The organism is Bradyrhizobium sp. IAR9 (assembly GCF_013408065.1).
In the GTDB taxonomy this organism is placed as follows: Bacteria; Pseudomonadota; Alphaproteobacteria; order Rhizobiales; family Xanthobacteraceae; genus Bradyrhizobium.
The window spans coordinates 99,723-124,478 of record NZ_JACBZW010000015.1; the positions used below are offsets into that span (position 1 = coordinate 99,723).

30 protein-coding genes are annotated in these 24,756 nt (G+C 65.5%); 21 read left to right on the plus strand and 9 right to left on the minus strand.

The features are described from left to right. The first annotated feature begins 92 nt into the window (after positions 1–92). Together GGD67_RS31555 and GGD67_RS31560 are read left to right on the plus strand one after the other, a co-directional pair. Positions 93–1,493, plus strand: coding sequence for a selenium-binding family protein (locus GGD67_RS31555; protein ID WP_179738288.1), 1,401 nt, complete (start codon positions 93–95; stop codon positions 1,491–1,493). 83 nt (positions 1,494–1,576) lie between these two features. Further along, entirely contained in the window at positions 1,577–2,185 is a 609-nt protein-coding gene (locus GGD67_RS31560) for a hypothetical protein (protein WP_018321215.1), read from the plus strand. A gap of 3 nt (positions 2,186–2,188) precedes the next feature. Here the strand turns inward: GGD67_RS31560 and GGD67_RS31565 are convergent, their stop codons facing one another. From GGD67_RS31565 to GGD67_RS31575, 3 genes are read right to left on the minus strand one after another with little or no spacing between them, the layout of a single operon-like run. Continuing rightward, positions 2,189–2,887 (minus strand): DUF1045 domain-containing protein, encoded by a 699-nt coding sequence (locus GGD67_RS31565; RefSeq protein WP_179738290.1) that lies wholly within the window; start codon positions 2,885–2,887, stop codon positions 2,189–2,191. Between the two features lie 18 nt (positions 2,888–2,905). Next, positions 2,906–4,099: an alpha-D-ribose 1-methylphosphonate 5-triphosphate diphosphatase gene (locus GGD67_RS31570; protein ID WP_179738292.1), complete on the minus strand. Its 1,194-nt coding sequence runs from the start codon at positions 4,097–4,099 to the stop codon at positions 2,906–2,908. Continuing rightward, a complete protein-coding gene (locus GGD67_RS31575) occupies positions 4,096–4,767 on the minus strand; it encodes a chloramphenicol acetyltransferase (protein WP_026202513.1) in 672 nt (223 codons plus the stop codon). Before GGD67_RS31575 ends, GGD67_RS31570 begins: the two co-directional genes overlap by 4 nt. Before the next feature lie 173 nt (positions 4,768–4,940). On the opposite strand from GGD67_RS31575, the gene phnC reads away from it, so the two are divergent. The 4 genes from phnC to phnE (GGD67_RS31595) all read left to right on the plus strand — a co-directional run bounded on the left by phnC (position 4,941) and on the right by phnE (GGD67_RS31595) (position 8,550). Next, complete coding sequence (gene phnC, locus GGD67_RS31580) at positions 4,941–5,750, plus strand: phosphonate ABC transporter ATP-binding protein (protein WP_179738294.1); 810 nt, start codon at positions 4,941–4,943, stop codon at positions 5,748–5,750. Positions 5,751–5,813: 63 nt separating this feature from the next. Continuing rightward, positions 5,814–6,749, plus strand: coding sequence for a phosphonate ABC transporter substrate-binding protein (gene phnD / locus GGD67_RS31585; RefSeq protein ID WP_018321220.1), 936 nt, complete (start codon positions 5,814–5,816; stop codon positions 6,747–6,749). A 71-nt stretch (positions 6,750–6,820) separates the two neighbouring features. After that, a complete protein-coding gene (phnE, locus tag GGD67_RS31590) occupies positions 6,821–7,705 on the plus strand; it encodes a phosphonate ABC transporter, permease protein PhnE (RefSeq protein ID WP_179738296.1) in 885 nt (294 codons plus the stop codon). Further along, on the plus strand, positions 7,702–8,550 hold the full coding sequence (gene phnE, locus GGD67_RS31595) for a phosphonate ABC transporter, permease protein PhnE (RefSeq protein WP_179738298.1): 849 nt from the start codon (positions 7,702–7,704) through the stop codon (positions 8,548–8,550). Before phnE (GGD67_RS31590) ends, phnE (GGD67_RS31595) begins: the two co-directional genes overlap by 4 nt. Before the next feature lie 125 nt (positions 8,551–8,675). Here the strand turns inward: phnE (GGD67_RS31595) and phnF are convergent, their stop codons facing one another. Then, on the minus strand, positions 8,676–9,404 hold the full coding sequence (phnF, locus tag GGD67_RS31600) for a phosphonate metabolism transcriptional regulator PhnF (protein WP_179738300.1): 729 nt from the start codon (positions 9,402–9,404) through the stop codon (positions 8,676–8,678). 119 nt (positions 9,405–9,523) lie between these two features. On the opposite strand from phnF, the gene phnG reads away from it, so the two are divergent. Genes phnG through GGD67_RS31645 form a run of 9 tightly spaced genes read left to right on the plus strand, consistent with a single transcriptional unit; the run spans position 9,524 to position 16,509 of the window. After that, the gene (gene phnG, locus GGD67_RS31605) at positions 9,524–9,988 is read left to right on the plus strand and encodes a phosphonate C-P lyase system protein PhnG (RefSeq protein ID WP_018321224.1); all 465 of its coding nucleotides are present in this window, start codon (positions 9,524–9,526) and stop codon (positions 9,986–9,988) included. Between the two features lie 4 nt (positions 9,989–9,992). Next, entirely contained in the window at positions 9,993–10,601 is a 609-nt protein-coding gene (gene phnH, locus GGD67_RS31610) for a phosphonate C-P lyase system protein PhnH (protein ID WP_179738302.1), read from the plus strand. 4 nt (positions 10,602–10,605) lie between these two features. Continuing rightward, on the plus strand, positions 10,606–11,709 hold the full coding sequence (locus tag GGD67_RS31615) for a carbon-phosphorus lyase complex subunit PhnI (RefSeq protein ID WP_179738304.1): 1,104 nt from the start codon (positions 10,606–10,608) through the stop codon (positions 11,707–11,709). Next, a complete protein-coding gene (locus tag GGD67_RS31620; protein ID WP_018321227.1) occupies positions 11,706–12,602 on the plus strand; it encodes an alpha-D-ribose 1-methylphosphonate 5-phosphate C-P-lyase PhnJ in 897 nt (298 codons plus the stop codon). The genes GGD67_RS31615 and GGD67_RS31620 overlap by 4 nt, the downstream gene beginning before the upstream one ends. Further along, a complete protein-coding gene (gene phnK, locus GGD67_RS31625; RefSeq protein ID WP_179738305.1) occupies positions 12,595–13,392 on the plus strand; it encodes a phosphonate C-P lyase system protein PhnK in 798 nt (265 codons plus the stop codon). The genes GGD67_RS31620 and phnK overlap by 8 nt, the downstream gene beginning before the upstream one ends. Before the next feature lie 22 nt (positions 13,393–13,414). Continuing rightward, a complete protein-coding gene (gene phnL / locus GGD67_RS31630) occupies positions 13,415–14,113 on the plus strand; it encodes a phosphonate C-P lyase system protein PhnL (RefSeq protein ID WP_179738307.1) in 699 nt (232 codons plus the stop codon). 11 nt (positions 14,114–14,124) lie between these two features. Beyond that, positions 14,125–15,282, plus strand: a complete 1,158-nt coding sequence (locus GGD67_RS31635; RefSeq protein ID WP_179738310.1) for an alpha-D-ribose 1-methylphosphonate 5-triphosphate diphosphatase — start codon at positions 14,125–14,127, stop codon at positions 15,280–15,282. Next, positions 15,279–15,875, plus strand: a complete 597-nt coding sequence (phnN, locus tag GGD67_RS31640) for a phosphonate metabolism protein/1,5-bisphosphokinase (PRPP-forming) PhnN (protein ID WP_179738312.1) — start codon at positions 15,279–15,281, stop codon at positions 15,873–15,875. The genes GGD67_RS31635 and phnN overlap by 4 nt, the downstream gene beginning before the upstream one ends. A gap of 22 nt (positions 15,876–15,897) precedes the next feature. Beyond that, entirely contained in the window at positions 15,898–16,509 is a 612-nt protein-coding gene (locus GGD67_RS31645) for a pyridoxamine 5'-phosphate oxidase family protein (protein ID WP_179738314.1), read from the plus strand. A gap of 344 nt (positions 16,510–16,853) precedes the next feature. Here GGD67_RS31645 and GGD67_RS31650 read toward each other — a convergent pair whose 3' ends face one another. Beyond that, positions 16,854–16,997, minus strand: coding sequence for a hypothetical protein (locus GGD67_RS31650; protein WP_157644432.1), 144 nt, complete (start codon positions 16,995–16,997; stop codon positions 16,854–16,856). Between GGD67_RS31650 and GGD67_RS31655 the strand changes: the two genes are divergently transcribed. Beyond that, positions 16,996–17,199 carry a hypothetical protein gene (locus tag GGD67_RS31655; protein ID WP_179738316.1) on the plus strand — a complete coding sequence of 68 codons (204 nt, stop codon included), beginning with the start codon at positions 16,996–16,998 and terminating at the stop codon, positions 17,197–17,199. The two genes, GGD67_RS31650 and GGD67_RS31655, sit on opposite strands and share 2 nt — an antisense overlap. Here the strand turns inward: GGD67_RS31655 and GGD67_RS31660 are convergent, their stop codons facing one another. From GGD67_RS31660 to GGD67_RS31675, 4 genes are all read right to left on the minus strand, one after another. Continuing rightward, positions 17,200–17,703: a DUF6496 domain-containing protein gene (locus GGD67_RS31660; protein WP_179738318.1), complete on the minus strand. Its 504-nt coding sequence runs from the start codon at positions 17,701–17,703 to the stop codon at positions 17,200–17,202. Positions 17,704–17,770: 67 nt separating this feature from the next. After that, complete coding sequence (locus GGD67_RS31665; RefSeq protein ID WP_018321236.1) at positions 17,771–18,553, minus strand: alpha/beta fold hydrolase; 783 nt, start codon at positions 18,551–18,553, stop codon at positions 17,771–17,773. A gap of 4 nt (positions 18,554–18,557) precedes the next feature. Continuing rightward, entirely contained in the window at positions 18,558–19,853 is a 1,296-nt protein-coding gene (locus tag GGD67_RS31670; RefSeq protein WP_179738320.1) for an O-acetylhomoserine aminocarboxypropyltransferase, read from the minus strand. A 257-nt stretch (positions 19,854–20,110) separates the two neighbouring features. Further along, the gene (locus GGD67_RS31675; RefSeq protein WP_179738322.1) at positions 20,111–20,902 is read right to left on the minus strand and encodes an IclR family transcriptional regulator; all 792 of its coding nucleotides are present in this window, start codon (positions 20,900–20,902) and stop codon (positions 20,111–20,113) included. Positions 20,903–21,029: 127 nt separating this feature from the next. Between GGD67_RS31675 and GGD67_RS31680 the strand changes: the two genes are divergently transcribed. The 5 genes from GGD67_RS31680 to GGD67_RS31700 are packed head-to-tail and all read left to right on the plus strand — an operon-like array spanning position 21,030 to position 24,745. Next, a complete protein-coding gene (locus GGD67_RS31680; protein WP_179738324.1) occupies positions 21,030–21,995 on the plus strand; it encodes a tripartite tricarboxylate transporter substrate binding protein in 966 nt (321 codons plus the stop codon). A 3-nt stretch (positions 21,996–21,998) separates the two neighbouring features. Next, positions 21,999–22,616, plus strand: coding sequence for a flavin reductase family protein (locus GGD67_RS31685; RefSeq protein WP_179738325.1), 618 nt, complete (start codon positions 21,999–22,001; stop codon positions 22,614–22,616). A 44-nt stretch (positions 22,617–22,660) separates the two neighbouring features. Further along, positions 22,661–23,521: a fumarylacetoacetate hydrolase family protein gene (locus GGD67_RS31690; protein ID WP_179738327.1), complete on the plus strand. Its 861-nt coding sequence runs from the start codon at positions 22,661–22,663 to the stop codon at positions 23,519–23,521. A 2-nt stretch (positions 23,522–23,523) separates the two neighbouring features. Then, on the plus strand, positions 23,524–24,327 hold the full coding sequence (gene hpaH, locus GGD67_RS31695) for a 2-oxo-hept-4-ene-1,7-dioate hydratase (protein ID WP_018321242.1): 804 nt from the start codon (positions 23,524–23,526) through the stop codon (positions 24,325–24,327). Between the two features lie 25 nt (positions 24,328–24,352). Then, complete coding sequence (locus GGD67_RS31700; RefSeq protein ID WP_179738329.1) at positions 24,353–24,745, plus strand: RidA family protein; 393 nt, start codon at positions 24,353–24,355, stop codon at positions 24,743–24,745. Positions 24,746–24,756 lie beyond the last annotated feature (11 nt).

Genomic DNA, 24,756 nt, shown 5'->3' on the forward strand with positions numbered 1-24,756 from the left:
CGGAGCATCTCGAGCCATCGTGTAACACCTCTTCATAATGCCGTTATCCCGAGCCAGGTTGGCGCGAACCGACAGATCAGGGAGGCAGTGCCATGACGATGAGGCCGGACCCCACCTTTCACGCATCGCCCAGGCTTGCGATGGAAGCACCTGCGGAGAACTTTGCCTACACGTTGCTGCTCAGTCCGGATTTCTCGAAGCCGGATGCTCTCGCCGTCATCGACGTCAAGCCGGGATCGCCGACCTACAGCCAGATCGTCCACACCGTGACGATGCCCAACAAGGGCGACGAATTTCATCACTTCGGCTGGAATGCCTGCTCCTCCGCCCTGTCGCCGCTCGCCGGACACGCCTTCATCGAGCGGCGCTATCTCATCATCCCCGGAATCCGTTCGTCGCGGATCTACATCATCGATACCAAGCCAGATCCGACCAAAGCCAAGATCCACAAGATCATCGAGCCCGAGGAAATCTTCAAGAAGACCGGCTACTCGCGTCCGCACACCATCCATTGCGGACCGGACGGCATTTACGTGAGCACGCTGGGTGGCGGCGGCAAGGACGGCACCAACGGGCCTCCAGGCGTCTTCATCATGGATTGCGAGACGTTCGAGGTCCTCGGACGATGGGAGATCGACCGTGGCCCGCAGACGCTGCATTATGACTTCTGGTGGAATCTGCCGCGCGATTACATGGTGACGAGCGAATGGGCGCTGCCGCCGCAGTTCGAGAACGGGATCGTCCCGGAGGATCTGCTGGCGAATAAATATGGCCATCGTCTCCACTTCTGGGATCTCCGCGCCCGGCGCAATGTGCAGACCATCGACCTTGGCGCCAATCATCAGATGGCGCTGGAGGTGCGGCCTGCGCACGATCCGGTTCGCGAATACGGTTTCGTGGGCGTCGTGGTCGACACCACCAATCTCGAAGCATCGATCTGGACCTGGTGGCGCGAAGGCGGGAAATTCCATGCCGAGAAGACGGCAACGATCCCGCCCGAACCCGCACCAAAGGAGAAGCTCCCGCCGCTGCTGCAGGGATTTGGCGCCGTGCCACCGCTGGTCACCGACATCGACCTGTCGATGGATGACCGGTTTCTCTACGTCTCGTGCTGGGGCACCGGTGAAATGCGCCAGTACGACGTCAGCGATCCCAGAAAGCCGAAGCTTGCGGGCTCGGTCCACATCGGCGGCATCGCACGCCGTACAGCGCATCCGAATGGCAAGGCCTTTGCGGCCGGCCCGCAAATGGTCGAGATCAGCCGCGACGGCAGGCGCGTGTACTGGACCAATTCGCTCTATTCCACCTGGGACGACCAGTTCTATCCCGATGGGGTTCCGGGCGTGGAGGTCATGGCCAATGTCGGTCGCAACGGCGGCCTCGAGCTCGACAAGGACTATTTCGTGAGCTTCCCGGACGGCTATCGTGCGCACCAGATCAGGCTGGAGGGCGGCGATTGTTCGACGGACTCCTTTTGCTACCCGTCGGTCTAGATTGGGGGCACGCGAGCCCGGCGCTTGGCTGGCTGTGGCTCGCGCTTGTTGCGAGCGGCCTCTATCACGGAGTCAATCCGGGAATGGGATGGCCGCTCGCCGTTTCGGCCGGGCTCATGGACAAGAGCCCATCCGCACTCTTCCGGGCGTTGTGGGCTCTGTCGGCCGGGCATCTCCTGGCAACATTTCTCGTGCTGCTGCCATTCGCGTTCCTGCTCGTGCTGGTCGAGTGGCAGCGTTCGATCCAGATTGGCGCGAGCCTTCTCGTCGTCGGCTTCGGCGTCTATCGGCTGATCGCGCGCCGTCATCCGCGCGCGCTGGCACGAATTCCGCCGACGCAATTGGCGCTCTGGTCATTTGCCGTCGCCATTGCTCACGGCGCCGCCTTGATGCTCGTGCCGATCTATCTCGGACTCTGCCAAGCCTTCGAATTCGATGCCGGCCATGAGGCGGCCGGCGCGTTGATGAAGACAAGTCTTTTCAAGACAAGTCTCGGGATGGCGCTGCTGGTGTCCCTGGTGCACGTTGCCGCCATGGTCGGCGCCGGCGGATGTCTGGCGTGGCTGGTCTACCGCCATCTTGGATTGAAGTTCGTCTCGCGAAGCTGGTTCAATCTGGATGCGGTCTGGGCGGCCAGCCTCGTTCTGGTTGGCGCGGTGGCGCTCGGCTTGAATCTTGCGAGCTGGCGCTGAGGTCTATTGTGCCAGCGGCCACTCGTCGATGATGTGGAATCTTGCCGACGCATCATCCTGCCGAAACAGCGCGATGCGGTCGATCGCCAGCTTCTCGATCCCCAGCGCCGCAAACCGCGTCCGCAGCATCTCCAGGATCGGCCCGCGGCGCTCGGCATCCAGCCGCCCGGTCAGCGTCATGTGGAAGCGGAATTCTTGCATCACGTAAGGGTAGCCCCAGCGGTCGAGATAGTCGCGCTGCCGTTCGCTCAGCTTCTCGGGTTTGCGTCGCGCGCGGTCGTCCGCCGACAGCGTGGCGCGGAAGGAATCGAAATCGCGGGCGCAATCGGCGGCGAGTTGCTGGAGCGCCTCGACCGGCTCGGCCGGAATGACGGCGATGAAGCCGCTGATGGAATCGACCACCGGCCGGATCACGGGAAGCGGCCGCGGCCTGCCGGCGAATGCGGCGCAGGCGGCCATCAGCTCCGCTTCGGTCCTGCCTGATACGAGCGCCATCGGCGCCTTCAGCGTGGCGTGAAAGCCGTATTTGCGGGGATCGGCGCTGACGTCACGCCAGTCCGGCGCGACGCGCAATGCGTCGGCGGGAAAGGCCAGTTCGTTGCCAGTGTAGGCATCGTAGCCGAGCAGTTCGGCGCCGAAGCGGGAGAGGGCGCTATCACTGCCGGCGGCAAAATAGATCGCGTAGCGGGGGAAACCTGTCATCGCCTCAGCATAACCAATTTACGCCGCGACGACAGTCTCGCGCTGCGTCGCCATAGCAGTTAGCACCCGCGTCGCATCGGTGAGATGGACGAGCTTTCCGCCCGCGATCACCGCAATCAGCCGTGGCCGCAGCGGCACGGTGTCGTCGACCAGCAGAATATCGGCGCGGCGTCCTTCCGCGAGCACGCCGCGATCGGCAAGGCCAGTGGCACGCGCAGGCCCGGCGGACACCAGATTCCAGGCGTCGGTCAGCGGCAGCACGCCGTCGGCGGCGAGGCGGAACGCGGCGAGCAGCTGCGCGGGATAATAATAGTCAGACGCCAGCACCGAGCAGAGCCCCTTGGCGATCATGTCGGAGGCCTTCGTCCAGCCGGTGTGGCTGCCGCCGCGCACGACGTTGGGCGCGCCGTAGACGATGGCGTCGCCGTGGCTTGCCGCCGCCCGCGCCGTCTCCTCGTTGATCGGAAACTCCGCGATGTCAGCGCCGAGATCGCGAAACTCCTGGCGCATCGCCGGCGTCGCATCATCGTGCGAGAGCATCCGCACCTCGGCCGCGCGCGCCGCGGCGGCCAGACGCGCAACCGAAGCCGGCACCTCGTCGGCGCGCGAGACCACGCGTTCGACCAGCCGGTCGAATTCCTCAGCTGACAGCCCGGTGCGCTCCACCATGCGGTTGCGCTTGCGCGGCTTGGCCATGTCGGCGACGGTGCCGTCCATGTGGTCGTTGAAAGCGAACAGGTCGACCCGGCCTTCGTTGAGCCACTCGCTGATCTCGGCCTCGGCATCGAGATTGTAGGTCTCGTGCCGCAGATGGAAGCGTGTGTCGGCGGCGAATTGCGGACGCTGCCGCTCGATGGCCTCCATCAGACCGCGCGCGTTGTCGGCGCTGCGCAGGCCCGGCTCCCACGAACAGGTCGTGGCGTGAAAGACGGTGGTGATGCCGTTGCTGATCGCCTGACGGTCGCTATCGGCGAGCGCGACATCGATCGGGAAGTCGACCCCGGCGCGCGGCATCATCTGCCGCTCGAAGGCATCGCCGTGCAGGTCGACGATGCCGGGTAGCACCAGCAGGTTGCGCGCATCGATGATCAGCCGCGACCGGCCCCGTGAGGCATCGACCTGCGCGATGTCCTTTCCCGACACCGCCAATGACGTTTCGACAAGCTCGGCGCCGATCAGGGCCCGGCCGCCTTCAAGGAAAATGTCTGTCACGCGACCGCGTTTCGTTTGCTGGTAAGGGATCTGGTCTGGGGAGTCGCTCGTGCTTCGTATGTCGCGAGAAAATCTTCAATCCCGAGCTTGCGGAAATCGGGCAGCGCTTCGCGCAATTTGTCGTGATCCCAGTCCCACCAGGCGAGCTTCGCGAGCCGTCCGGCGATCTCCTCGGAGAATCGCCGCCGCACGATGCGGGCGGGATTGCCGGCGACGATGGTGTAGGCCGGCACGTCCTTGGTGACGATGGCGCCGGCCGCGATCACCGCGCCGGTGCCGATGTTGCGGCCCGGCAGCACGATCGCGCCGTGGCCGATCCAGACGTCGTGGCCGATATGGACGTGGTGCTGCCGCCGCCAGTCGAAGAACTCGGCATCGTCGCTCTCGCCTTCGAAGTAGGCGCTGGAGCGATAGGTGAAATGCGCCTGGGTCGCGCGGTGCATCGGGTGATTGCCGGGATTGACGCGCGTCATCGCCGCGATCGAGCAGAATTTTCCGATGGTGGTGTAGGTGATCTGGGAATCGTTCACGACATAAGAGTAATCGCCCATCGCGACGTCGTGCAGGATGGTGCGCGCGCCGACCTCGGTATAGGCGCCGAGCCTGGTCTCGTGCAGCTTGGCCGAGGGGTCGACGGTCGGCTGGACCGAGAGAATCTTGGCGGCCATGTTGCATCCGAAGCGCGAGGGCGGGCGTTCCTCTTCGAGCGGCTTGATGACGATGTCATGACACGGCGATGACAGGGGATGAGCTGTGTAGGATCGCCGCACCGCAACGCCCGTGTCACACAAGTGTCAAGCGCGGGCGTTAGCGGTTGGCTCCAGCTAATCTGGAGTCCCGCATGCTGGTGGTGGAAGGTCTGACGTGTCGCTTCGGCGCGAAAGCCGCGGTGGACGACGCTTCGTTTCAAATCTCCCCCGGCGGCTTCGTCGGTGTGATCGGACGGTCCGGCGCCGGCAAGTCGACGCTGCTGCGAACCATCAATCGTCTCGCGACGCCGACGCAGGGCCGCATCCTGTTTGACGGCATCGACGTCACCGCGCTGCGCGGCAAGGAGCTACGGCAGTGGCGGGCGCGGTCGGCCATGATCTTCCAGCAGTTCAACCTGGTCGGCCGGCTCGATGTCCTCACCAACGTTCTGATGGGGCGCTTGGCGACGATGCCGGCCTGGCGCTCGCTGTCGCAAGTGTGGCCCGAGCAGGACAAGGCGCTGGCCATGTCGGCGCTCGAACAGTTCGACATCGCATCGCTCGCCGCCCAGCGTGCCGACCAGCTCTCCGGCGGCCAGCAGCAGCGCGTCGCGATCGCGCGTGCGCTGGTGCAGCAGCCCGACATCATCCTTGCCGACGAGCCGATCGCATCGCTCGATCCGCGCAACACCAAGATCGTGATGGATGCGCTGCTGCGCATCAACAAGCATTTCGGCATCACCGTGCTCTGCAATTTGCATTCGCTGGATCTCGCCCGCAGCTATTGCGATCGCCTGATCGGCATGGCGGCGGGCCGTGTGGTGTTCGACGGCGCGCCGTCCGCGCTGACCGAGCACGTTGCGCGTGAGCTCTATGATCTCGAAGCCGCCGACGTCATGGGTGGCACGCCTGTCCCGGCGCCCGAGGGCGTGCCGGCGCTCGGAACCGCAGCGGCCGCCTGAGCCGCGCCACCTGTTTTGTTGCCAGTTTTGCGTCCACCGACCCCAACGGATGAAGAGGGTATCATGATCACTCGCAGATTAATTCTTGCCGGCGCCGCCGCGCTCGCGTTCACCGCCTCCGCCTCCGCCGACGATTGGAAGGCGAAATATCCTGAACTGACCTTTGCGGTCGTCCCGGCCGAGAACGCCTCCGGCGTCACCGAGCGCTGGGCGCCGTTCGTGAACTATCTCTCCAAGGAACTGGGCGTGAAGGTCACGCTGCGCATCGCCAACGACTACGCCGCCGTCATCGAGGGCCAGCGCGCCGGCAACATCCACATCGCCAGCTACGGCTCGGCCTCGTTCGCCCGCGCCCGTCTGACCGGCGTCAAGTCCGACGCCTTCGCCAACGACATCAATGCCGACGGCTCGACCGGCTATTACTCGGTGTTCTTCGTCAAGGCGAGCAGCGCCTACAAGAAGGTCGACGATCTCAAGGGCAAGAATCTCGGCCTCGTCGATCCGAACTCGACCTCCGGCAACAATGTGCCGCGCTTCGAGCTGGACAAGATGGGCATCCCCGATGCCGACGGCTATTTCGGCAAGGTCGTCTTCACCGGCAGCCACGAGAACGCAATGCTGGCGCTGTCGCAGGGCACGGTCGACGTTGCCGCCAACCAGTGGACCAGCGACGACGATTCCACGCTGGCGCAGATGCTGACCAAGGGCATGCTGAAGAATGCCGACGGCTCGGCGATGAAGAAGGACGACTTCCGCATCATCCACAAGTCGGCGCCGATCATCAACGGCCCCTATGCCTACAATTCCGACCTGCCGGAAGATGCCAAGGCCGCCATCGCGAAGGCGTTCTTCGACGCGCCGGCCAAGGACAAGGCCGCGTTCGACCGCCTCTCCGACGGTCAGAAGAAGGGCTTTCATCCCGCCACCACCAAGGACTGGGATGGCACGATCGAGCTGATCAAGTTCGTCGATGCGCTGCGTAAGAAGAAGGCGTCCTGATCTCAGGGCGATGCAACTGGAGCCGGGTCCCTGGACCCGGCTCTTTCTTTGACGGAACTCATCTCAGGCCGATGACAACAGCGGTTTCGATCCTCCCCGAACAGCAGCTTGCCGTGCTCAACGCCGCTTATCGCCAGGCGGTCGGGCGCAGGCGGCTCCGCCTGCTGTTGGGGATCGCGGTCTTCGCCGCCGCGCTGGTTCTCGCGGGAATCGGCGCGGAAGTGAATCTGCGCACGCTGTTCACCTATTTCGGCAATTTCATCAGCTATTTCGATCGCATCCTCACGCTCGACAACGGCCAGCGCGTCTGGACCGATGTCGGCGAATGGCTCTGGGGCTGGCGCAAATGGCTGAAAATGCTCGGCGAGACGCTGCTGATCTCCTATGTCGGCACGCTGATCGGCGCGACCTTGGCATTTTGCCTGAACTTCTTCGCGGCTGAAAACACCTCGCCCGCCCCCTGGCTGCGCTTCGTCGTCCGGCGCCTGCTCGAGTTCGCCCGCACCGTTCCGGGCATCGTCTTCGCGCTGATCTTCGTGATCGCCTTCGGGCTCGGACCGATGGCGGGTGTGCTCGCGATCGCGATCCACTCCACCGGCGCGCTCGGAAAGCTGTTCTCGGAAATCGTCGAGAACGCCGACATGAAGCCGGTCGAAGGCATCCGCTCGACCGGCGCGAGCTGGCTGTCCTGCATGCGGTTCGCCGTCGTGCCGCAGGTGACCGCGGGTTATGCGAGCTACGCGCTGCTGCGCTTCGAGATCAACGTCCGTGAAGCCTCCGTGATGGGCTTCGTCGGTGCCGGCGGCATCGGCCAGGAACTCGTCGTCGCGATCCGCAAATTCTACTATTCGGACGTCAGCGCGATCCTGCTGACCATCATCGTCACCGTCTTCATCATCGATATCAGCACCGGTTGGCTGCGCGGCCGCCTGTTCGGCAAGGAGGCGCGGACGTGACGAGGCGGCAAGCGGTCGACACGCGAGAGCTTCGCGCGCGCTATCCGGATGTGTTCGACCGACCCGCCTCGGCGCGGCTTGCCACACCCGCGATGATCGTCGCGGCGTTCGCGATCCTCGTTTACGGCCTGGTCGATCTCGACTTCTCGCCGTCGCGCTTCTTCGCAGGTCTCAGCCAGCTCGGCTGGATCACCTTGATGATGATCCCGCCCGATCCCGGCTCGTCGCTGCCGATCTATCTGAAGGCGCTCGGCGAGACGCTGTCGATCGCGCTGCTCGGCACGACGCTGGCCGCAATCTTCTCGCTTCCGGTCAGCCTGCTCGCGGCGCGCAACGTGGTGCCGTCGAAGCTGTTGCGCTTTCCTGTCCGCCGTGTCCTGGATTCGATCCGCGGCGTCGACACGCTGATCTGGGCGCTGGTGTGGATCAACGTCGTCGGGCTCGGCCCGTTCGCCGGCGTGCTCGCCATTGCGGTGTCGGATTTCGGCGCCTTCGGAAAGCTGTTCTCGGAGGCGATCGAGGGCGCCGACCAGAAGCAGGTCGAGGGCATCCGCGCCTCCGGCGGCAGCCCGCTGCACGAGATCCGCTTTGGGCTGTTGCCGCAGGTGCTGCCCGTGATCGCCGGGCAGGTGCTCTATTTCATCGAATCCAACACCCGCTCGGCCACCATCATCGGCATCGTCGGCGCCGGCGGCATCGGCCTGCAGCTCGCCGAGCAGATCCGCGTGCTGGAATGGCAGAAGGTGTCGTTCCTGATCCTGATGATCCTGGTCGCGGTCGCCGCGATCGATTTCATCTCGGGCAAGCTGCGCTTTGCGATCATTGGGCGAAGGGCCGTGGCCTGAGCAATGGTGCCGTAGGGTGGGCAAAGCGCAGCGTGCCCACGGCTCTGAATGATCGAGAAAGATCGTGGGCACGGCGCGAAGTGCGCCTTTGCCCACCCTACGGCTCCGGTTTCTTGGAGAGAGCCCTACGACTCCACCAGAAACTCCACCCGTTCCGCGGCGAAGCGCGAATGCTTGGTCATCAGCGGCTTGCCGTCGAGATCGTGGTCGGTGGCATCGACCACTAGGATCGGCCGTCCGAGCGCGAGATCGAGCCGGGCCGCGTCGGTTGCGTCGACGATGCCGGCGGTGATCCGGGTCGCGCCGCGGCGATAGTCGCGCACCCCATAATGCTCCAGCAGCTTCGTCATCGAGCGCGTCGCCGCGAACACGGCACCGGCGCCGGGAAACAATTCCGCGGACAGCCAGGTGGTGGAGACGCAAATCGGCGTGCGGTCGGCAAGGCGAATCGCCTCGATCCGCACCAAGGGCGCGCCGGCCTTCAGGCCGAGCTCGCGCGCCAGCTCGCGGGTCGCGACATCGGCGGTCGCCTCGATCAACTGACCGCGCGGCTCGCGGCCACCGGCGCCGACGATCTCGGAGAAGCGCGTACGCGAGCGCAGGGGATAAGCGAGCTTCTGCGCCTCGACATAGGTTCCGCTGCCGCGCTCGGCGCGCACCAGGCCGCGCTCGGCAAGCGCTGCCAGCGCGCGCCGCACGGTGTGGCGATTCACCCGATAGGTTTCGGCGATCTCCATCTCGCCCGGCAATTTGTCGCCGGCCGCAAAGCGGCCGTCGGCGATGCCGCGCTCGATGCCGTCGGCAACGAGGCGCCATAGCGCGACGCCGGACGACGCAGTGTCTTGCATGCTCATATCGCCGGCCAGCCTAGCCCAGAAATCACAGCTTTGTCACGAAACAGTCATGGCGCTCCCGTATGAAGTTGTCTATTATCATAGACAACTTCAGCGCGGCAAGTTCTGTCAAAGGTTCGGTGAATCAGGTGACCCTGCACAACAACCAGCAAGCCCAGCGCCAGGCCGCCATGGCCGTGCTGGCGCACGCGGAGGCGGGCGAGATCGCCGCCCGCCTCCGCAACTTGGCGCTCCCGGCCCATCAGGATCTGCGAGCGCCCGAAAACGGTCTCGTCATGCTGCGCGGCCGGGTCGGCGGCGACGGCGCGCCGTTCAATCTCGGTGAAGCCACGGTGTCGCGCGCCGCGGTGCGGCTTGCGAGCGGCGAGGTCGGATTCGGCTACACGCTCGGGCGCGACGGCGAGAAAGCGCGGCTGATCGCTTTGTGCGACGCCCTGGTGCAGTCGAGGGATTTTGGCGGAGTGGTGGAGCGGGACGTTATCGCCCCGTTGCGTGAGCAGCTTATGGCTGGCCGCGCGCAGGCGGCGGCCGAGACCGCTGCGACGAAGGTTGATTTCTACACCATGGTGCGCGGTGAGGGGTGAGATCATGACCACGATTGCGGAACTGCCGCCGGGCTTCGCCGACAAGGTGCTGTCGGCGCAATCGACCTTTCGCTCGGTCATGGACGCGATGGCGCGGCCGGGCTCGGTCCAGCGCATCGTACCGGGGGCGGGGACGCCCGACAGGATGATGCGCGGCACGGCCGCGATCGCGCTGACGCTGTTCGACCACGACACGCCGCTCTGGCTCGACGCGCGGCTGGCGGAGAGCCCGAACGTGGTGAAATGGCTGAAGTTTCACACCGGCGCGCCCGTGGTGCAGGATTCCTCGATCGCGAGTTTTGCGCTGATCAGCGACGGCGGTGCGCTGCCGCCGCTCGAACGCTTCGCGCTCGGAACCAGCGAATATCCGGATCGGTCCACCACGGTGATCCTGCAGGTCGATAGCCTCGACTCCGGACGGAGCTTCGAGCTGCGCGGCCCCGGCATCGACGGCGCCGCCATGCTCAATGCGTCGATCAAGCCGTTCGATCTGTTCGAGCGTATGCACATCAACGAGGCGCTGTTTCCGCGCGGCATCGATGTGGTGCTGGTGGCCGATGACGCCGTGGTCGCGATCCCCCGCACCACGCGAATCGTGAGCAAGGGAAGCTAGAAGCATGTATGTCGCAGTCAAAGGCGGCGAACGCGCCATCGAGAACGCCCATCGCCTGCTCGCAGACAAGCGGCGCGGCGACCAAGGCGTTCCGGAGGTCACGCTCGACCAGATCTCGGAGCAGCTTGGCCTCGCCGTGGACCGCGTCATGAGCGAAGGCTCGCTCTATGACCGCGAGCTCGCGGCCCTCGCGATCAAGCAGGCGCGCGGCGATCTGATCGAGGCGATCTTCCTGGTTCGCGCCTTCCGCGCCACGATGCCGCGTTTCGGCGCGAGCGAGCCGGTCGACACCGGCGCGATGCGCGTGCAGCGGCGGGTGTCCTCGACCTTCAAGGACATTCCCGGCGGGCAGATCCTCGGGCCGACCTTCGACTACACCCATCGCCTGCTCGATCCCGCGCTCGCCGAAGGCTTCGTGCCGGAGGCGCCGGCAACGGCGGAAGCCTCGACGGTGCCGACGCCGCGCGTGACCGACATCCTCGGCCGCGACGGACTGATCGAATCCTCTCCGCAGGCCGAGGACGGCGCCAGCGTCGGCGACCTCACCCGCGAGCCGCTGAATTTTCCTGCGGACCGTGATTTGCGCCTGCAGAATCTCGCACGCGGTGACGAAGGATTCTTGCTGGCGATGGGCTATTCCACCCAGCGTGGCTATGGCCGCAACCATCCCTTCGCCGGCGAGATCCGCTTCGGCGAGGTCGAGGTGGAATTTTTGGCGGAAGACGTCGGCTTCGCCGTGCCGCTCGGCTCGATCGAGCTCACCGAGTGCCAGATGGTCAACCAGTTCAAGGGCTCCGCGACGGAAGCGCCGTGCTTCACCCGCGGCTATGGCCTCGCCTTCGGCCAGAGCGAGCGCAAGACCATGTCGATGGCCCTGGTCGACCGCGCGCTGCGTGCCCGCGAGCTCGGCGAGGAGGCACTCGCCCCCGCGCAAGATGAAGAATTCGTGATGTCGCATTCGGACAACGTCCAGGCCACCGGCTTCGTCGAGCATCTGAAGCTGCCGCATTATGTCGACTTCCAGTCCGAGCTCGGCCTGCTCCGCAAGCTGCGCAAGGAATTCACTGACGCCCAGGCGCCTGATGCCATGAAGGAGGCCGCGGAATGAACGCGCCCGCCTACAATTTCGCCTATCTCGACGAGCAGACCAAGCGGATGATCCGCCGCGCGATCCTGAAGGCGATCGCCATTCCCGGCTATCAGGTGCCGTTCGCCAGCCGCGAGATGCCGATGCCCTATGGCTGGGGCACCGGCGGCGTGCAGGTGACCGCTGCGATCCTCGGTCCCGCCGACGTGCTGAAGGTGATCGACCAGGGCTCCGACGACACCACCAACGCGATCTCGATCCGGAAATTCTTCGCCAAGACCGCGGGCGTTGCCACGACGACCGCAACTGACGAAGCGACGGTGATCCAGACCCGCCACCGCATCCCCGAGGCGACGCTGCACGCAAACCAGGTGCTGGTCTATCAGGTGCCGATCCCGGAGCCGCTGCGTTTCCTCGAGCCGCGCGAGACCGAGACGCGGCGCATGCACGCGCTGGCCGAATACGGCCTGATGCATGTGAAGCTCTATGAGGACATCGCCCGCTTCGGCCACATCGCCACCGCCTACGCCTATCCGGTCAAGGTCAATGCGCGCTACGTGATGGATCCGTCGCCGACGCCGAAATTCGACAATCCCAAGATGGACAATTGCCCGGCGTTGCAATTGTTCGGCGCCGGCCGCGAGAAGCGCATCTATGCGATCCCGCCTTACACGAAGGTGGTGTCGCTCGATTTCGAGGATCATCCGTTCGAGCCCTATCGCTTCAACGCGCCCTGCGCGCTGTGCGGCGCGGAGAATTCCTATCTCGACGAGATCGTCACCGACGACAAGGGCGGACGGATGTTCGTGTGCTCGGACACCGACTATTGCGAGAGCCGCCAGGCCGCCGGTCATCACGGCAGCCTCAGCGCCGCGCCGTACAAGGAGAAGGCGCAAGGAGGCACCAATGGTTGATCACGCGGCGCTCGAAAACGATCAGCCGCTGCTGGTCGCGACCTCCCTCAGCAAATCTTTCGGCCGTATCGCCGCGTGCCGTGACGTCTCCTTCGCGCTGTATCCAGGCGAAGTGCTGGCGATCGTCGGCGAATCAGGTTCGGGCAAGTCGACGCTGCTGCAGCTGCTGTCGGGCCAGCTCGCAGCCAGCGGCGGCCATGTGTCCTATCGGATGCGCGACGGTGTCGCCCGCGATCTCGCCACGCTCGGCGAAGCCGAGCGGCGCTTCCTGTATCGTACCGACTGGGGTTTTGTGCATCAGGATCCTGCGCAGGGCCTGCGCATGGCGGTCTCGGCCGGCGCCAATGTCGGCGAGCGGCTGATGGCGGTGGGTTGGAATCACTATGGCCGCATCCGCGAGACCGCGTCCGACTGGCTCACCCGCGTCGAGATCGACACCGCCCGCATCGACGATGCACCGCGGACCTATTCCGGCGGCATGCGCCAGCGTCTCCAGATCGCGCGCAACCTCGTCACCGAGCCGCGGTTGGTGTTCATGGACGAGCCGACCGGCGGCCTCGACGTGTCCGTGCAGGCGCGCCTGCTCGACCTCCTGCGCAGCCTCGTCGCCGAGCTGCACCTCGCGGTCATCATCGTCACCCACGACCTCGCGGTGGCGCGGCTGCTCTCGCACCGCGTGATGGTGATGAAGGGCGGCCGCGTCATCGAGACCGGTCTCACCGACCAGGTTCTCGACGATCCCCGCGAGCCCTATACGCAACTTCTCGTCTCCTCGATCCTGCCGCCATGAACCTTTCAATATGAGCTTTCCAATGACCGCCATGATCGACGTCACCGATGCCAACAAGACCTTCACCATGCACCTGCAGGGCGGCATCGAGTTGCCTGTCGTCAGCGGCGTGACTTTCCAGGTCAACGCGAGCGAATGCGTCGTGCTGTCGGGGCCATCAGGCGCCGGCAAATCGTCGATCCTGAAGATGATCTTCGGCAATTACCGCTGCGATAGCGGTCGCATCGGCATCCGCCACCGCGGCGCGCTGATCGATCTCGCCAGCGCCGAGCCGCGCCAGGTGCTCAACGTCCGTCGCGCCACCATCGGCTATGTCAGCCAGTTCCTGCGCGCGGTGCCGCGGGTGGCCACTATCGACGTCGTCGCCGAGCCGCTGATCGTGAACGGCATGCCACGCGCCGACGCGCAAGCCCGCGCCGGCGATCTGCTGCACCGCCTCAACATCCCCGAGCGGCTGTGGCAGCTTCCGCCCGCGACCTTCTCCGGCGGCGAGCAGCAGCGCGTCAACATCGCGCGCGGCTTCATCTCGGACCTGCCGATACTGCTGCTGGACGAGCCGACCGCCTCGCTGGATGCCGCCAACCGCGCGGTCGTGGTCGAGCTGGTCGCCGAGAAAAAGCGCCAGGGCGTCGCCATGGTTGCCATTGTCCATGACGACGAAATCCGTCATCTGATTGCCGACCGCATCGTCGACGTCACCAGCTTTGCCGCCGCGGCCTGAAGGAAATGGAAATGAACGCCAAGCCGAAGGACATTGTGATCGCCAACGCCAGGATCGTGCTGGCTGACCGGGTGATCGAGCAGGGCTGGCTCGCTCTTGCCGACGGGCGCATCGCCGAGATCGGCGATGGGACTGCGCCTGCGGGCGCCGAGGATGCCGGCGGCGATTTGATCATGCCGGGCCTGATCGAGCTGCACACCGACCATCTCGAAGCCCATTACGTGCCGCGGCCAAAGGTGTTCTGGAATCCGGTTGCGGCCGTGATCTCCTATGACGGCCAGCTCGCGACTTCGGGCATCACCACCGTGTTCGATTCGCTCCGGGTCTGGCGCGAGGACGGCGCCGAAGAGGTCGACGGCCGCGCCGGCGTGCTCGCCGCCGCGATCACGACCGCGCGCGACGCCAGCCTGTTGCGCGCCGACCACTTCCTGCATCTGCGCTGCGAAATTCCGATGCCGAGCGTGGTCGAGGAGGCCAGGGAGCTGATCGACCGTCCCGACGTCAAGCTGATGTCGCTGATGGACCACACGCCCGGTCAGCGCCAGTTCCGCGACGAGGTCAAGCTGCGCGACTATTATCGCGGCAAGGGCGGCGGCAAGACCGATGCCGAACTCGACGAGCTGTTCGCCAAGCGCTTCGAATATCAGAAGCTCTATGCTGCGAGCAACATGCGCGAGATCGTGGCGCTGGCGCATCAGTACAAGATCCCGCTCGCAAGCCACGACGACACCACCGAGGAGAACGTCGCGGATGCCGTGCGCGATCGCGTCTCGGTGGCGGAGTTCCCGACCACGCTCGAGGCCGCGCGCGGCTTGCACGAGGCCGGCATCGACATCCTGATGGGTGCGCCGAACGTCGTGCGCGGCGGCTCGCACTCCGGCAACATCGCCGCGGTCGATCTCGCCCGCGAAGGCCTGCTCGACATCCTGTCGTCGGACTACATCCCGTCGAGCCTCCTGATGGGGGCGCTGCAATTGCCCGATCACGTGCCCGCCATCGGCCTTCCCGCGGCGATCCGCACCGTGACCAAGGCACCTGCGGAGGCAGTTGGCCTCACCGACCGCGGCGAGGTCGCGATCGGCAAGCGCGCCGACCTCATCCGCGTGCATGTCGCAGGCCACGTTCCCGTCGTCCGCAGTGTCTGGCGCGAAGGACATCGTGTCGCATGAGCGAGAGCGCAACCACGGCGGGCGAGCAGACCGGAGCGATCGGACCTGGACGGCTCGTGCTGGTGGTCGGTCCCAGCGGCGCCGGCAAGGACACGCTGCTGCGGCTGGCGCGGGCGGCCTGCGCTGACGATCACGACATTGTCTTCCCGCGCCGAATCGTGACGCGCGAATCCTCCGCCGACGAAGACAATGTCGCGCTCGGTCCCGACGAATTCTGCCGCGCGTGCGAGCATGGCGATTTCGCCGTGCATTGGGACGCGCACGGGCATTCCTATGCGCTGCCGCTCGACATCAACGACGATATCCGCGCCGGCCGCACGGTCGTCGCCAACGTCTCGCGCACCGTGATCGGCGCACTGCGCCAGGCCTATGCTGACATCGTGGTGGTCGCGATCACGGCGCCGCCGGACGTGCTGGCCGCGCGGCTGGCTGCCCGCGCGCGACAAAGCGACGGCAACATCGCCGAGCGTCTCACCCGCAGCGTCGACGACAGGTCGGCGCAGGCTGATGTCACCATCCTCAATGCCGGCGGCGCGGACTATCATGCCCGCCAGCTCGTGCGCGTGATCAGGAATGAAGGCTGGCACGATTAGCCGGTACAGCAAGGAGAACGGAATGTCGGTGATTGAAACGATCGAACAGCTGGAGGCCATCTACGGCGCCACCAACGACGCCTCGACCGTGAAAGTCGCTGACCACGTCACCCCGCTCTACCGCGTCTTCATCGAGAAGGCGCCGTTCGCCGCGCTCGCCACCATCGGCCCCGAGGGCATCGACTGCTCGCCGCGTGGTGACTTGCCCGGCTTCGTCCGTATCCATGATTCCAAGACGCTGATGCTGCCGGATCGTCGCGGCAACAACCGGGTCGATTCCCTGCGCAACATCGTGCGCGACCCGCGCGTGTCGTTGATGTTCCTGATCCCCGGCTCCGGCAATGCGGTTCGCGCCAACGGCCGCGCCCATCTCTCGGTCGATCCCGAGCTGCTGGCCTCGTTCAAGGTCGAGGGCAAGGCGCCGCGCAGCGTCATGGTCATGAGGGTCGACGAGATCTATTTCCAGTGCGCCCGCGCCATCGTCCGCTCCGACCTCTGGAATCCCGACAAGCGCATCGATCCCAAGACGCTGCCGACGCCCGGTCAGATACTCGCCGAGATGAGCGACAACAAGGTCGGCGGCGCGGAGTACGATCGCATCTGGCCCGAGCGCGCCGCTGCGACGATGTGGTGAGACTTTCTTTCCCTCTCCCTTGTGGGAGAGGGTGGCTCGCCGCATAGCGGCGAGACGGGTGAGGGGTTCTCTCCGCGCGCTAGTCTCTCTCATTTGAACCTGCGGAACGAACCCCTCATCCGGCGCTTCGCGCCACCTTCTCCCACAAGGGGAGAAGGAAGAGGAGCGAAGCCGCGCGAGGTAAATCCGGCTGCCACTGCTCACCGCGGGAGAAGCGCTTCAGCGCGCTCACGGCAAATATGGATGGCCATTTCATTGACCAATCGCGGCAATCGCTCGATAGTCGCACATCGAAACTGCTCCTCGAGTCCAAGCCGCACCATGAGAACCGATCGCCAGCGCAATCAGAACGACATGCTCGCATGCATGACGCGGCGCTGTTTCTCGGCGGCGACGGGTGCCTGTTGTTGTTGCTGACCGCGTCCTAGCAACATCCACATCGCAATTGCCAGACAGGAGCGCCGGAATTCCGGCGAACGAGCAGTCATGTCCTACACCCAGTCCAACGCCTATATCATCGAGATCCACGATCGTGCCGCCGGCATCATCACGAGGGATGCCCGCGGCTTCCGCTTCTTCTCCTCCGAGCGCCTGTTCGACAGTCTCGAAGGTCGCCAGTTCCGCTCGGCGCGCGAGGCGGAGCGCGCGGCCCGCGCCGTGTTCTCGGAGCGTCGCAATCGCCTGAGCTGATCAGCTCCGGCGGCGTGCCCTGGTGCGGGCCGCTTTCTTCGCGGCAGCGGAGCGGGTCTTGGCGCCCTTGGTCTGGCTCGCCTTCCGCGCGGCAGCTGAACGCGACGCCGCGGTTCGCCGGCTCGCGGCGCGCTTGCCCTGCTTCGACAGCGCGCTGCGCGATGCGGTCGAGCGCGGCTCCTTCTTCAGGACGTTCTCGACCGCGCGCGACACTTTCGGCCGGCGCTTTGGCGTGCGTTTGCCTTGGCCGACCTCGTAAGCATATTTGGCGCTGCGGCGTGTCGATTTCTTGGTTCGTCCTTTGCGCGGCGGCGGCAGATCGACGCCGGCGCGGCGCGCCTCGGACAGGCCGATCGCAATGGCCTGCTTGGTCGACCGTGCGCCGTGCTTGCCTTTCCGGATCCTGTCGATCTCGTCCTTGACGAATTCGCCGGCCTGCGTGCTTGCCGATTTGCCCGCGCGCTTGTCCCGCTTCGCTTTGCGGATCACTTCTTGTCTTGGCATGGGTGAGTTCCCTCAAGATGTACAGGGATGTCTCACCGCAACGCGCAGAATGATCGATTGATCCTTCTCAGTTCCGCAAGGCCGCAAGCAATTCGTCAGGCCGCTCTGCCATGATCATATGCCCGGCGCCCGGCACCATGACGGTCTTTGCATGCGGGATGGCAGCCGCAAGAGCCTTGCCCGCCTTCGCCGGGGTCATCATGTCCCGTTCGCCGAGAATTAATGTCGTCGGCACCTTCACGCTCGCTGCGGCGGTCAGCGCATTCGCGTAGGCATTGCAGGCCGACAGATCCCTGAACAGCACGCCGGGCTCGCAAGACTTCAGCACCGCCTGCGCGCCGCCATGCATCCACAGGCCCGGCGCGAGGCTGCCGCCAAGCTCGGCGTTGAAGCCGAGGCCCCAGATCGAGACCATGTCGTTGGCATCCTGCGAGTTGGCCTCGGCGGCCTTCAGCAGATCCGGGCCGACCGTCATGGTCGCGGCGGTGCCGATCAGGCTCAGCGCGGAGACCTTGTCGGGGTGACGCGCCGCCGTCTCCAGCGAGATCAGCGATCCCATGGAATGGCCGATCAGATGCGCCTTCGCGGCGCCTGCCGCATCGAGCAGTGCCGCGGTCCAGTCGGCCATCTCGGCGATGCTGCCGAGCGAAGGTCCGCTGGAGCGGCCGTGAGCGGGAAGATCCGGCGCCAGCACGCCAAAACCGTGATGGGCGAACCAGCGCGTATGCAGCGCCCAGGTCGAATGGTCGAAGCCGGCGCCGTGGAGGAAGACGACCGCGGGCAGGGACTTGTCGAAGTCGCGGCCGCCGGTTGCGACGAACACATCAGCGCCGTTGACGGAGAGCTTCATGGTGTCAGACCTTCTGCGAGATGCGCAGCGCCTGCGCGAGATCGTCGATGATGTCGCTGGCGGTCTCGATGCCGACCGACAGCCGCACCAGCTCCTCGCCGATGCCGGCCGCCTTGAGCTGTTCGGCGTCCATCTGCTGATGCGTGGTCGAGGCGGGATGAATGACCAGCGTCTTGGCATCGCCGACATTGGCGAGATGACTGATCATGCGCAGCGATTCGATGAACTTGCGGCCCGCAGGGCGGCCGCCCTTGATGCCGAAGGAGATGATCGAGCCGGCGCCGCGCGGCAGCAGCTGTTTGGCGAGCTGATAGTCCGTGTGCGTCTCCAGCGAGGGATGCAGCACCCAGTCGACGGCCTTGTTGGACTTCAGGGCTTCCAGCACGAGATGCGTGTTCTGCATGTGGCGGTCCATGCGCACGCCGAGCGTTTCGACGCCCTGCAGCAGCTGGAACGCGTTGGTCGGCGACAGGCAGGCGCCGAAATCGCGCAAGCCCTCGGTCCGCGCGCGCATGATGAAGGCGGCAGTGCCAAACTGCTCGTCGAAGACGATGCCGTGATAGCCGCCATAGGGCTCGGTCAGCACGCCGAACTTGCCCGAAGCGCGCCAGTCGAAGCGGCCGCCGTCAATGATCGCGCCGCCGATCGCGATGCCGTGGCCGCCGATCCATTTGGTCGCCGAATGCATGACGATGTCGGCCCCGAGCTCGATCGGGCGACTGAGATAGGGCGTGGCAAAGGTGTTGTCGATAAGCAACGGAATCTTTGCCTCATGGGCGATCTGAGCGACCTTGGGAATGTCGAGCACCTCCAGCCCGGGATTGCCGATGGTCTCGCCGATCACGAGCTTGGTGTTCGGCTTGATCGCCGCGCGGAACGCATCGAGATCGCGCGGCTTCACAAAGCTGGTGGTGATGCCGAAGCGCGGCAGCGTGTGTGCCAGCAGGTTGATGGTGCCGCCATAGAGCGAGCTCGACGCCACGATGTGGTCGCCGGCATTGAGCAGCGTCGCGATGGCCAGGTGCAGCGCGGCCATGCCGCTCGCGGTGCAGATCGCTCCGACGCCGCCCTCTAGCGCGGCCAGCCGCTCCTCCAGCACGCCGGTGGTCGGATTGGAGATGCGCGTATAGATGTGGCCGGCGCGCTCCAGATTGAACAGTGCGGCGGCGTGATCGGAATCCTGGAACACGTACGACGTGGTCTGGTAGATCGGCACCGCGCGGGCCCCGGTCACGGGATCCGGATGCTGGCCCGCATGCAGGCTCAGGGTCTCGAAGGCGGGCGGTTTCGGCGCGGGCATGCGGGGGCCTCGTTGGTCGGTCGGCGGAGGAGGCGTTGTGCCATAAAAATGCACACGAAGTTAGCCCATTGATAGCCGCGATGACGGTGCGCTCCCTCTCCCGCTTGCGGGGGAGGGCTGGGGAGGGGTGTCTCCGCGTCGGGATTGTTGCTGATTGCGGAGAATGTCCCTGCGTGGCGAGAGCCCTCACCCGCCGCGCTTCGCGCGTCGGCCTCTCCCGCAGGCGGGAGAGGCGAAGGACTAGCACCGTCTGCGCTTCATCCCCCGATCGCTTGCTCGATACTCCGCGCCTCCCGTAACAAGATCTCCGCGACCTCCTGCTCGCGGCGGGGGCCAAGCCTCGTTCGCACCGCGGAGACGGTGATGGCTGCGGCCGGCCGCCCATCCGGGGTCTTGATCCAGGTCGAGATCGATTTCGTGCCCTGCACGAGGCCGATCTCCCTCAGGCCGTATCCCAACCGTCGCGCGGCGGTGACCTCGCCGAGGACCGTCGCCACATCGGTCTTGTAAGCCTCGAACCGCTTCTCGTTCGCCGCGACGATCTTTCGCGCCTCCGGCGCCGGCATCGCCGCGAGGATGGCGACGCCGGCACTGGAGACGCCGAGCGGCCGGCGCGCGCCGATCTCGATCGACAACACCTGGATCGGATAGATTCCGATCCTGCGGTCGACGCATAGCGTGTCGTTGCCGGTGCGCACCGTCAGGAACATCGTGTCGCCGATTTCGGTGGATGCGCGTTGCAGCGATGGATTGGCGGCGATCAGCAGCCGCGACGGCCGTGGCCGTGCCAGCGCCAACTCCGGAACCTGGTTGCCGATCGCGTAGCGGCCGGTCCGCTCGTGCCGCTCGACGATGCCTTCCTCGATCAGCACGTGGACGATGCGGTGCACGGTCGGACGGGTGAGGCCGGTCGCCCGGATCACTTCGGCCAATGGCACACCGTCCTCGCGGCCTGCGGCAAGAATGCGCAGCACTGCGAGCGCGCGCCGGATCGCCTGCGCGCCCTGCCGCGGGGATATCGCGTTGCGGGCGATTTTCGTCTTGTCCATAATATGGACAAGAACGCCACAATTCGCTCGACAGGACAAGCGCGCGTCTGGAGATTGCGCCCCGGTCGATCTGCCGCGCGCATCGCCGCACTCGACGTGAATTTGGAAGCGCTGCCGGGAGGTTAACATGAGATTAATCTGGATTGCCATAGCTGCCGCCACCGCGATGCTGGCAGGGCCCGCGTCGGGCCAGCAATGGCCAGCCCGCAGCGTCAAGCTGATCGTGCCTTATCCGGCCGGCGGCAACGTCGACAGCGCCGCGCGCATCGTCGCCGACAAGCTTCAGGAAAAGCTCGGCCAGCCCTTCATCATCGAGAACAAGGCCGGCGCCGGCGGCATGATCGCGGGCGAAGCCTTCGCGAAGTCCGCGCCCGACGGCTACACGCTGTTCGTCGGCGCCAACGGTCCGGTGCTGTTCGCAACCGAGATCAACAAGCGTGAAGCCTATAACTGGAAAAAGGACTTCATGCCGATCTCGACCATCTCGATGACGCCGCTGGTGCTCGAGGTGCATCCGTCGGTGCAGGCGACGACGCTGAAGGAATTCCTCGATCTCGCCAAGCGCGAGCCCGGCAAGCTGACGATGGCCTCGCCTGGCCCCGGCACCACCAACCATCTGCTCAGCGAGCTGATGCAGTCGAACCTCGAGCTGCAATGGGTCACCGCGCATTACCGCGGCAACGCGCCGGCGATCAACGATCTGCTCGGCGGCCAGGTGCAGTTCGCATTCGACCAGCTCACGGTCAGCCTCCAGCACATCAAGGCCGGCCTGTTCCGCGCGCTCGCCGTGACCAGCCCGCACCGGCTGAAATCGCTGCCCGACGTGCCGACCTTCGCCGAGCTCGGCTACAAGGATTTTGACGGCCAAACCTTCACCGGCCTGTTCGCGCCTGCCGGCACGCCGGCGCCGATCGTGGACAAGCTGCACGAGACGCTGGTTGCGATCCTGAAGGATCCTGCCGTGGTCGACAAATTCGAAAAGCTCGGCGGCGAAGCCACGCCGATGACGCCGGACGAGTTCAAGGCCTACCTCGAGCGCGAGGACGCCAAGTGGATTCCGGTGGTGCGCAAGGCCAACATCAGGGCGGATTGATCGATGCGGATCGATCCGACCGAGCTCGGCGCCGAGCGCATCTACCGCCTGATGACCGGCATCGTGGTGCCGCGTCCGATCGCCTGGGTCACCAGCCTGTCGAGCAAGGGCGTGCTCAACCTCGCGCCGTTCAGCGCCTTCACCTTCGTCTCGCAGAAGCCGCCGATGCTCGCCATCAGCGTCGGCCGCAAGGGCGCCGACTACAAGGACACCGCGCACAACATCCTCGATACCGAGGAATACGTCATCCACATCGCCGATACCCCGCTGATGTCGGCGGTGCACGACTCATCGGTCGAGCATCCGCCTGAAATCAGTGAGGTCGAGCATCTCGGCCTGGAGACGATTCCGAGCGAGCGCATCAGGGTGCCGCGGCTCGCCGCCGCGCCTGTGGCGATGGAATGCCGCTTCCGGCAGTGCCTCGAATTCGGTGAGGCCAAGAGCCGGCTGATCGTCGGTGAGGTCGTGATGTTCCATTTGCGCGACGGCCTCGTGAACGACGGCAAGGTCGAGACCAAGGCGCTCGACCCGATCGCCCGCATCGGCGGGCCCCGTTACGCCCGCCTCGGCGAGATCGTGACGCTGAACACCGTATTTCAGACGCCCAAATCGAAAGACTGAGCGCGCCGCCCGCCGCGCTGCTCGACACAAATTGGAGAACGACCATGCGACTGGTAAGCTATCTCGTGGACGGAGAGCCGCGCTACGGCGCGGCCGTCGCTGACGGCGTGATCGATCTGACCAGGCGGATCGGCCGCGACTTCTCCGACGTCAAGGCGCTGATCGCGGCCAACGCGCTGTCCGACGCGCAGGAAGCCATCGCGGGCGCGAAGCCGGACTATTCGCTCGACGATCTCGTCCTGTTGCCGCCGGTGCTGACGCCGGAAAAGCTCTGGTGCATCGGCGTCAACTACGCCGAGCGCAATGCGGAATATAAGGACAATTCGGACCTGCCCAAATATCCGAGCCTGTTCGTGCGCAGCATGTCGTCGATGACAGGCTCCGGCCAGCCGCTCGAGAAGCCCAAAGTTTCGGAGCAGCTCGACTATGAGGGCGAGCTCGTCATCGTGATCGGGCAGGGCGGCCGTCACATTCCGCGCGAAAAAGCATGGTCGCACATCTTCGGCATGACGTTGTGCAACGAGGGCACCATTCGCGACTGGCTGCGTCACGGCAAGTTCAACGTCACGCAGGGCAAGAATTTCGATCGCTCCGGCAGCATCGGCCCGTGGATCGTCACGTCGGACGAGCTCGACCCGCGCGGCCCTCATGACATCACCACGCGTGTCAACGGCGAGGTGCGGCAGCAGGACACGACCGAGCGGCTGATGTTCCCGTTCGATTATCTGATCTCCTATCTCTCGACTTTCGCGACGCTGAAGCCCGGCGACATGATCGTCACGGGCACGCCGACGGGGGCGGGCGTTCGCTTCGATCCGCCGCGCTGGCTGAAGGTCGGCGACGTCGTCGAGGTCGAGTCGCGCCGCATCGGCGTGCTGCGCAACACAGTCGCCGCGGAGCAGTAACCATGCTGGATGCCGCCACGATCGAGCGCCTCGCCGCGCGCCTGGATGAAGCCGAGCGCACCAAGTCGCTGATTCCGATGTTCACGAAGGAATATCCCGATTTCAGCATCGAGGATGCCTACGCCGTCCAGCGCGCCTGGACCAAGCTCCAGCTTGGCCGCGGCCGAATCATCAAGGGCCACAAGATCGGCCTGACCTCGAAGGCGATGCAGAACGCGGTCGGCATCAACGAGCCGGATTACGGCGTGCTGTTCGCCGACATGTTCTATGCCGACGCCACGCCTGTTCCGTTCGATCGTTTCCACGCACCGCGGATCGAGGTCGAGCTCGCCTTCGTGCTGAAGGCGCCGCTGCGCGGGCCCGATTGCACCATCTTCGACGTGCTCAACGCCACCGATTACGTCACGCCGGCGCTGGAGATTCTGGAGACGCGCATGCACCGCGTCGATCCCGAGACCGGCAAGACGCGAAAAGTGATGGACACGATCTCGGACAATGCGGCCAATGCCGCGCTGGTGCTCGGCGGCCGGCCGTTCCGCCCGCTCGATGCGGATTTGCGCTGGATCGGCGCGCTCTTGTTCCGCAACGGCGAGGTCGAGGAGACCGGGCTCGCGGCCGGCGTGCTCAATCACCCCGCCAACGGCATCGCCTGGCTCGCCAACCGCCTCGCGCCGCATGACGAGCATCTGAAGGCCGGCGAAGTCGTGCTGGCGGGCTCGTTCACGCGCCCCGTGGACATCCGCCGCGGCGACACGTTCCATGCCGACTATGGCGCCTTCGGCTCGGTGTCGTGCCAGTTCGTCTGAACCAATAACAAAGAGGGAGCGCACCATGAGTGGTCACACGCGGCGCAGGAGCATTCATATCGGCGGCTTCAAGCACGCCAATCCGATTCCGAACGCCTGCCGCATCGGCAATCTCGTGATGTCGGGCGTCATCCTCGGCCGCGATAACGCCGGCGTCATGCCGGAAAGTCTCGATGCGCAATGCGCCAACATGTTCGCGCACATGAAGGCGACGGTGGAAGCCGCCGGCGGCACCACCGACGACATCATCAAGATGACGGTATGGCTGAAGGACCGCACGCAGCGCGGCCCGGTCAATGTCGAGTGGCTGAAAATGTTTCCGGACGAGCATTCGCGCCCGGCGCGCCATGCGCTGCCGATGGACAATATGGACGGCGGCGCGCTGGTGCAGTGCGACTTCACTGCCGTGATCGACTGAAGGAGTTCTAG

Bases quoted from the DNA above. Each gene is read 5' to 3' on its own strand.
- phnN (WP_179738312.1), top strand. From the start codon at position 15,279: ATGAGCGAGAGCGCAACCACGGCGGGCGAGCAGACCGGAGCGATCGGA.
- GGD67_RS31560 (WP_018321215.1), top strand. From the start codon at position 1,577: ATGGGATGGCCGCTCGCCGTTTCGGCCGGGCTCATGGACAAGAGCCCA.
- GGD67_RS31665 (WP_018321236.1), bottom strand. From the start codon at position 18,553: ATGAAGCTCTCCGTCAACGGCGCTGATGTGTTCGTCGCAACCGGCGGC.
- GGD67_RS31660 (WP_179738318.1), bottom strand. From the start codon at position 17,703: ATGCCAAGACAAGAAGTGATCCGCAAAGCGAAGCGGGACAAGCGCGCG.
- phnH (WP_179738302.1), top strand. From the start codon at position 9,993: ATGACCACGATTGCGGAACTGCCGCCGGGCTTCGCCGACAAGGTGCTG.
- GGD67_RS31650 (WP_157644432.1), bottom strand. From the start codon at position 16,997: ATGACTGCTCGTTCGCCGGAATTCCGGCGCTCCTGTCTGGCAATTGCG.
- phnF (WP_179738300.1), bottom strand. From the start codon at position 9,404: ATGAGCATGCAAGACACTGCGTCGTCCGGCGTCGCGCTATGGCGCCTC.
- phnL (WP_179738307.1), top strand. From the start codon at position 13,415: ATGACCGCCATGATCGACGTCACCGATGCCAACAAGACCTTCACCATG.
- GGD67_RS31685 (WP_179738325.1), top strand. From the start codon at position 21,999: ATGCGGATCGATCCGACCGAGCTCGGCGCCGAGCGCATCTACCGCCTG.
- GGD67_RS31680 (WP_179738324.1), top strand. From the start codon at position 21,030: ATGAGATTAATCTGGATTGCCATAGCTGCCGCCACCGCGATGCTGGCA.
- GGD67_RS31615 (WP_179738304.1), top strand. From the start codon at position 10,606: ATGTATGTCGCAGTCAAAGGCGGCGAACGCGCCATCGAGAACGCCCAT.
- phnC (WP_179738294.1), top strand. From the start codon at position 4,941: ATGCTGGTGGTGGAAGGTCTGACGTGTCGCTTCGGCGCGAAAGCCGCG.
- GGD67_RS31690 (WP_179738327.1), top strand. From the start codon at position 22,661: ATGCGACTGGTAAGCTATCTCGTGGACGGAGAGCCGCGCTACGGCGCG.
- GGD67_RS31635 (WP_179738310.1), top strand. From the start codon at position 14,125: ATGAACGCCAAGCCGAAGGACATTGTGATCGCCAACGCCAGGATCGTG.
- GGD67_RS31620 (WP_018321227.1), top strand. From the start codon at position 11,706: ATGAACGCGCCCGCCTACAATTTCGCCTATCTCGACGAGCAGACCAAG.
- GGD67_RS31675 (WP_179738322.1), bottom strand. From the start codon at position 20,902: ATGGACAAGACGAAAATCGCCCGCAACGCGATATCCCCGCGGCAGGGC.
- GGD67_RS31575 (WP_026202513.1), bottom strand. From the start codon at position 4,767: ATGGCCGCCAAGATTCTCTCGGTCCAGCCGACCGTCGACCCCTCGGCC.
- GGD67_RS31555 (WP_179738288.1), top strand. From the start codon at position 93: ATGACGATGAGGCCGGACCCCACCTTTCACGCATCGCCCAGGCTTGCG.
- GGD67_RS31565 (WP_179738290.1), bottom strand. From the start codon at position 2,887: ATGACAGGTTTCCCCCGCTACGCGATCTATTTTGCCGCCGGCAGTGAT.
- phnD (WP_018321220.1), top strand. From the start codon at position 5,814: ATGATCACTCGCAGATTAATTCTTGCCGGCGCCGCCGCGCTCGCGTTC.
- hpaH (WP_018321242.1), top strand. From the start codon at position 23,524: ATGCTGGATGCCGCCACGATCGAGCGCCTCGCCGCGCGCCTGGATGAA.
- GGD67_RS31700 (WP_179738329.1), top strand. From the start codon at position 24,353: ATGAGTGGTCACACGCGGCGCAGGAGCATTCATATCGGCGGCTTCAAG.
- phnK (WP_179738305.1), top strand. From the start codon at position 12,595: ATGGTTGATCACGCGGCGCTCGAAAACGATCAGCCGCTGCTGGTCGCG.
- GGD67_RS31655 (WP_179738316.1), top strand. From the start codon at position 16,996: ATGTCCTACACCCAGTCCAACGCCTATATCATCGAGATCCACGATCGT.
- GGD67_RS31670 (WP_179738320.1), bottom strand. From the start codon at position 19,853: ATGCCCGCGCCGAAACCGCCCGCCTTCGAGACCCTGAGCCTGCATGCG.
- GGD67_RS31645 (WP_179738314.1), top strand. From the start codon at position 15,898: ATGTCGGTGATTGAAACGATCGAACAGCTGGAGGCCATCTACGGCGCC.
- phnE (WP_179738296.1), top strand. From the start codon at position 6,821: ATGACAACAGCGGTTTCGATCCTCCCCGAACAGCAGCTTGCCGTGCTC.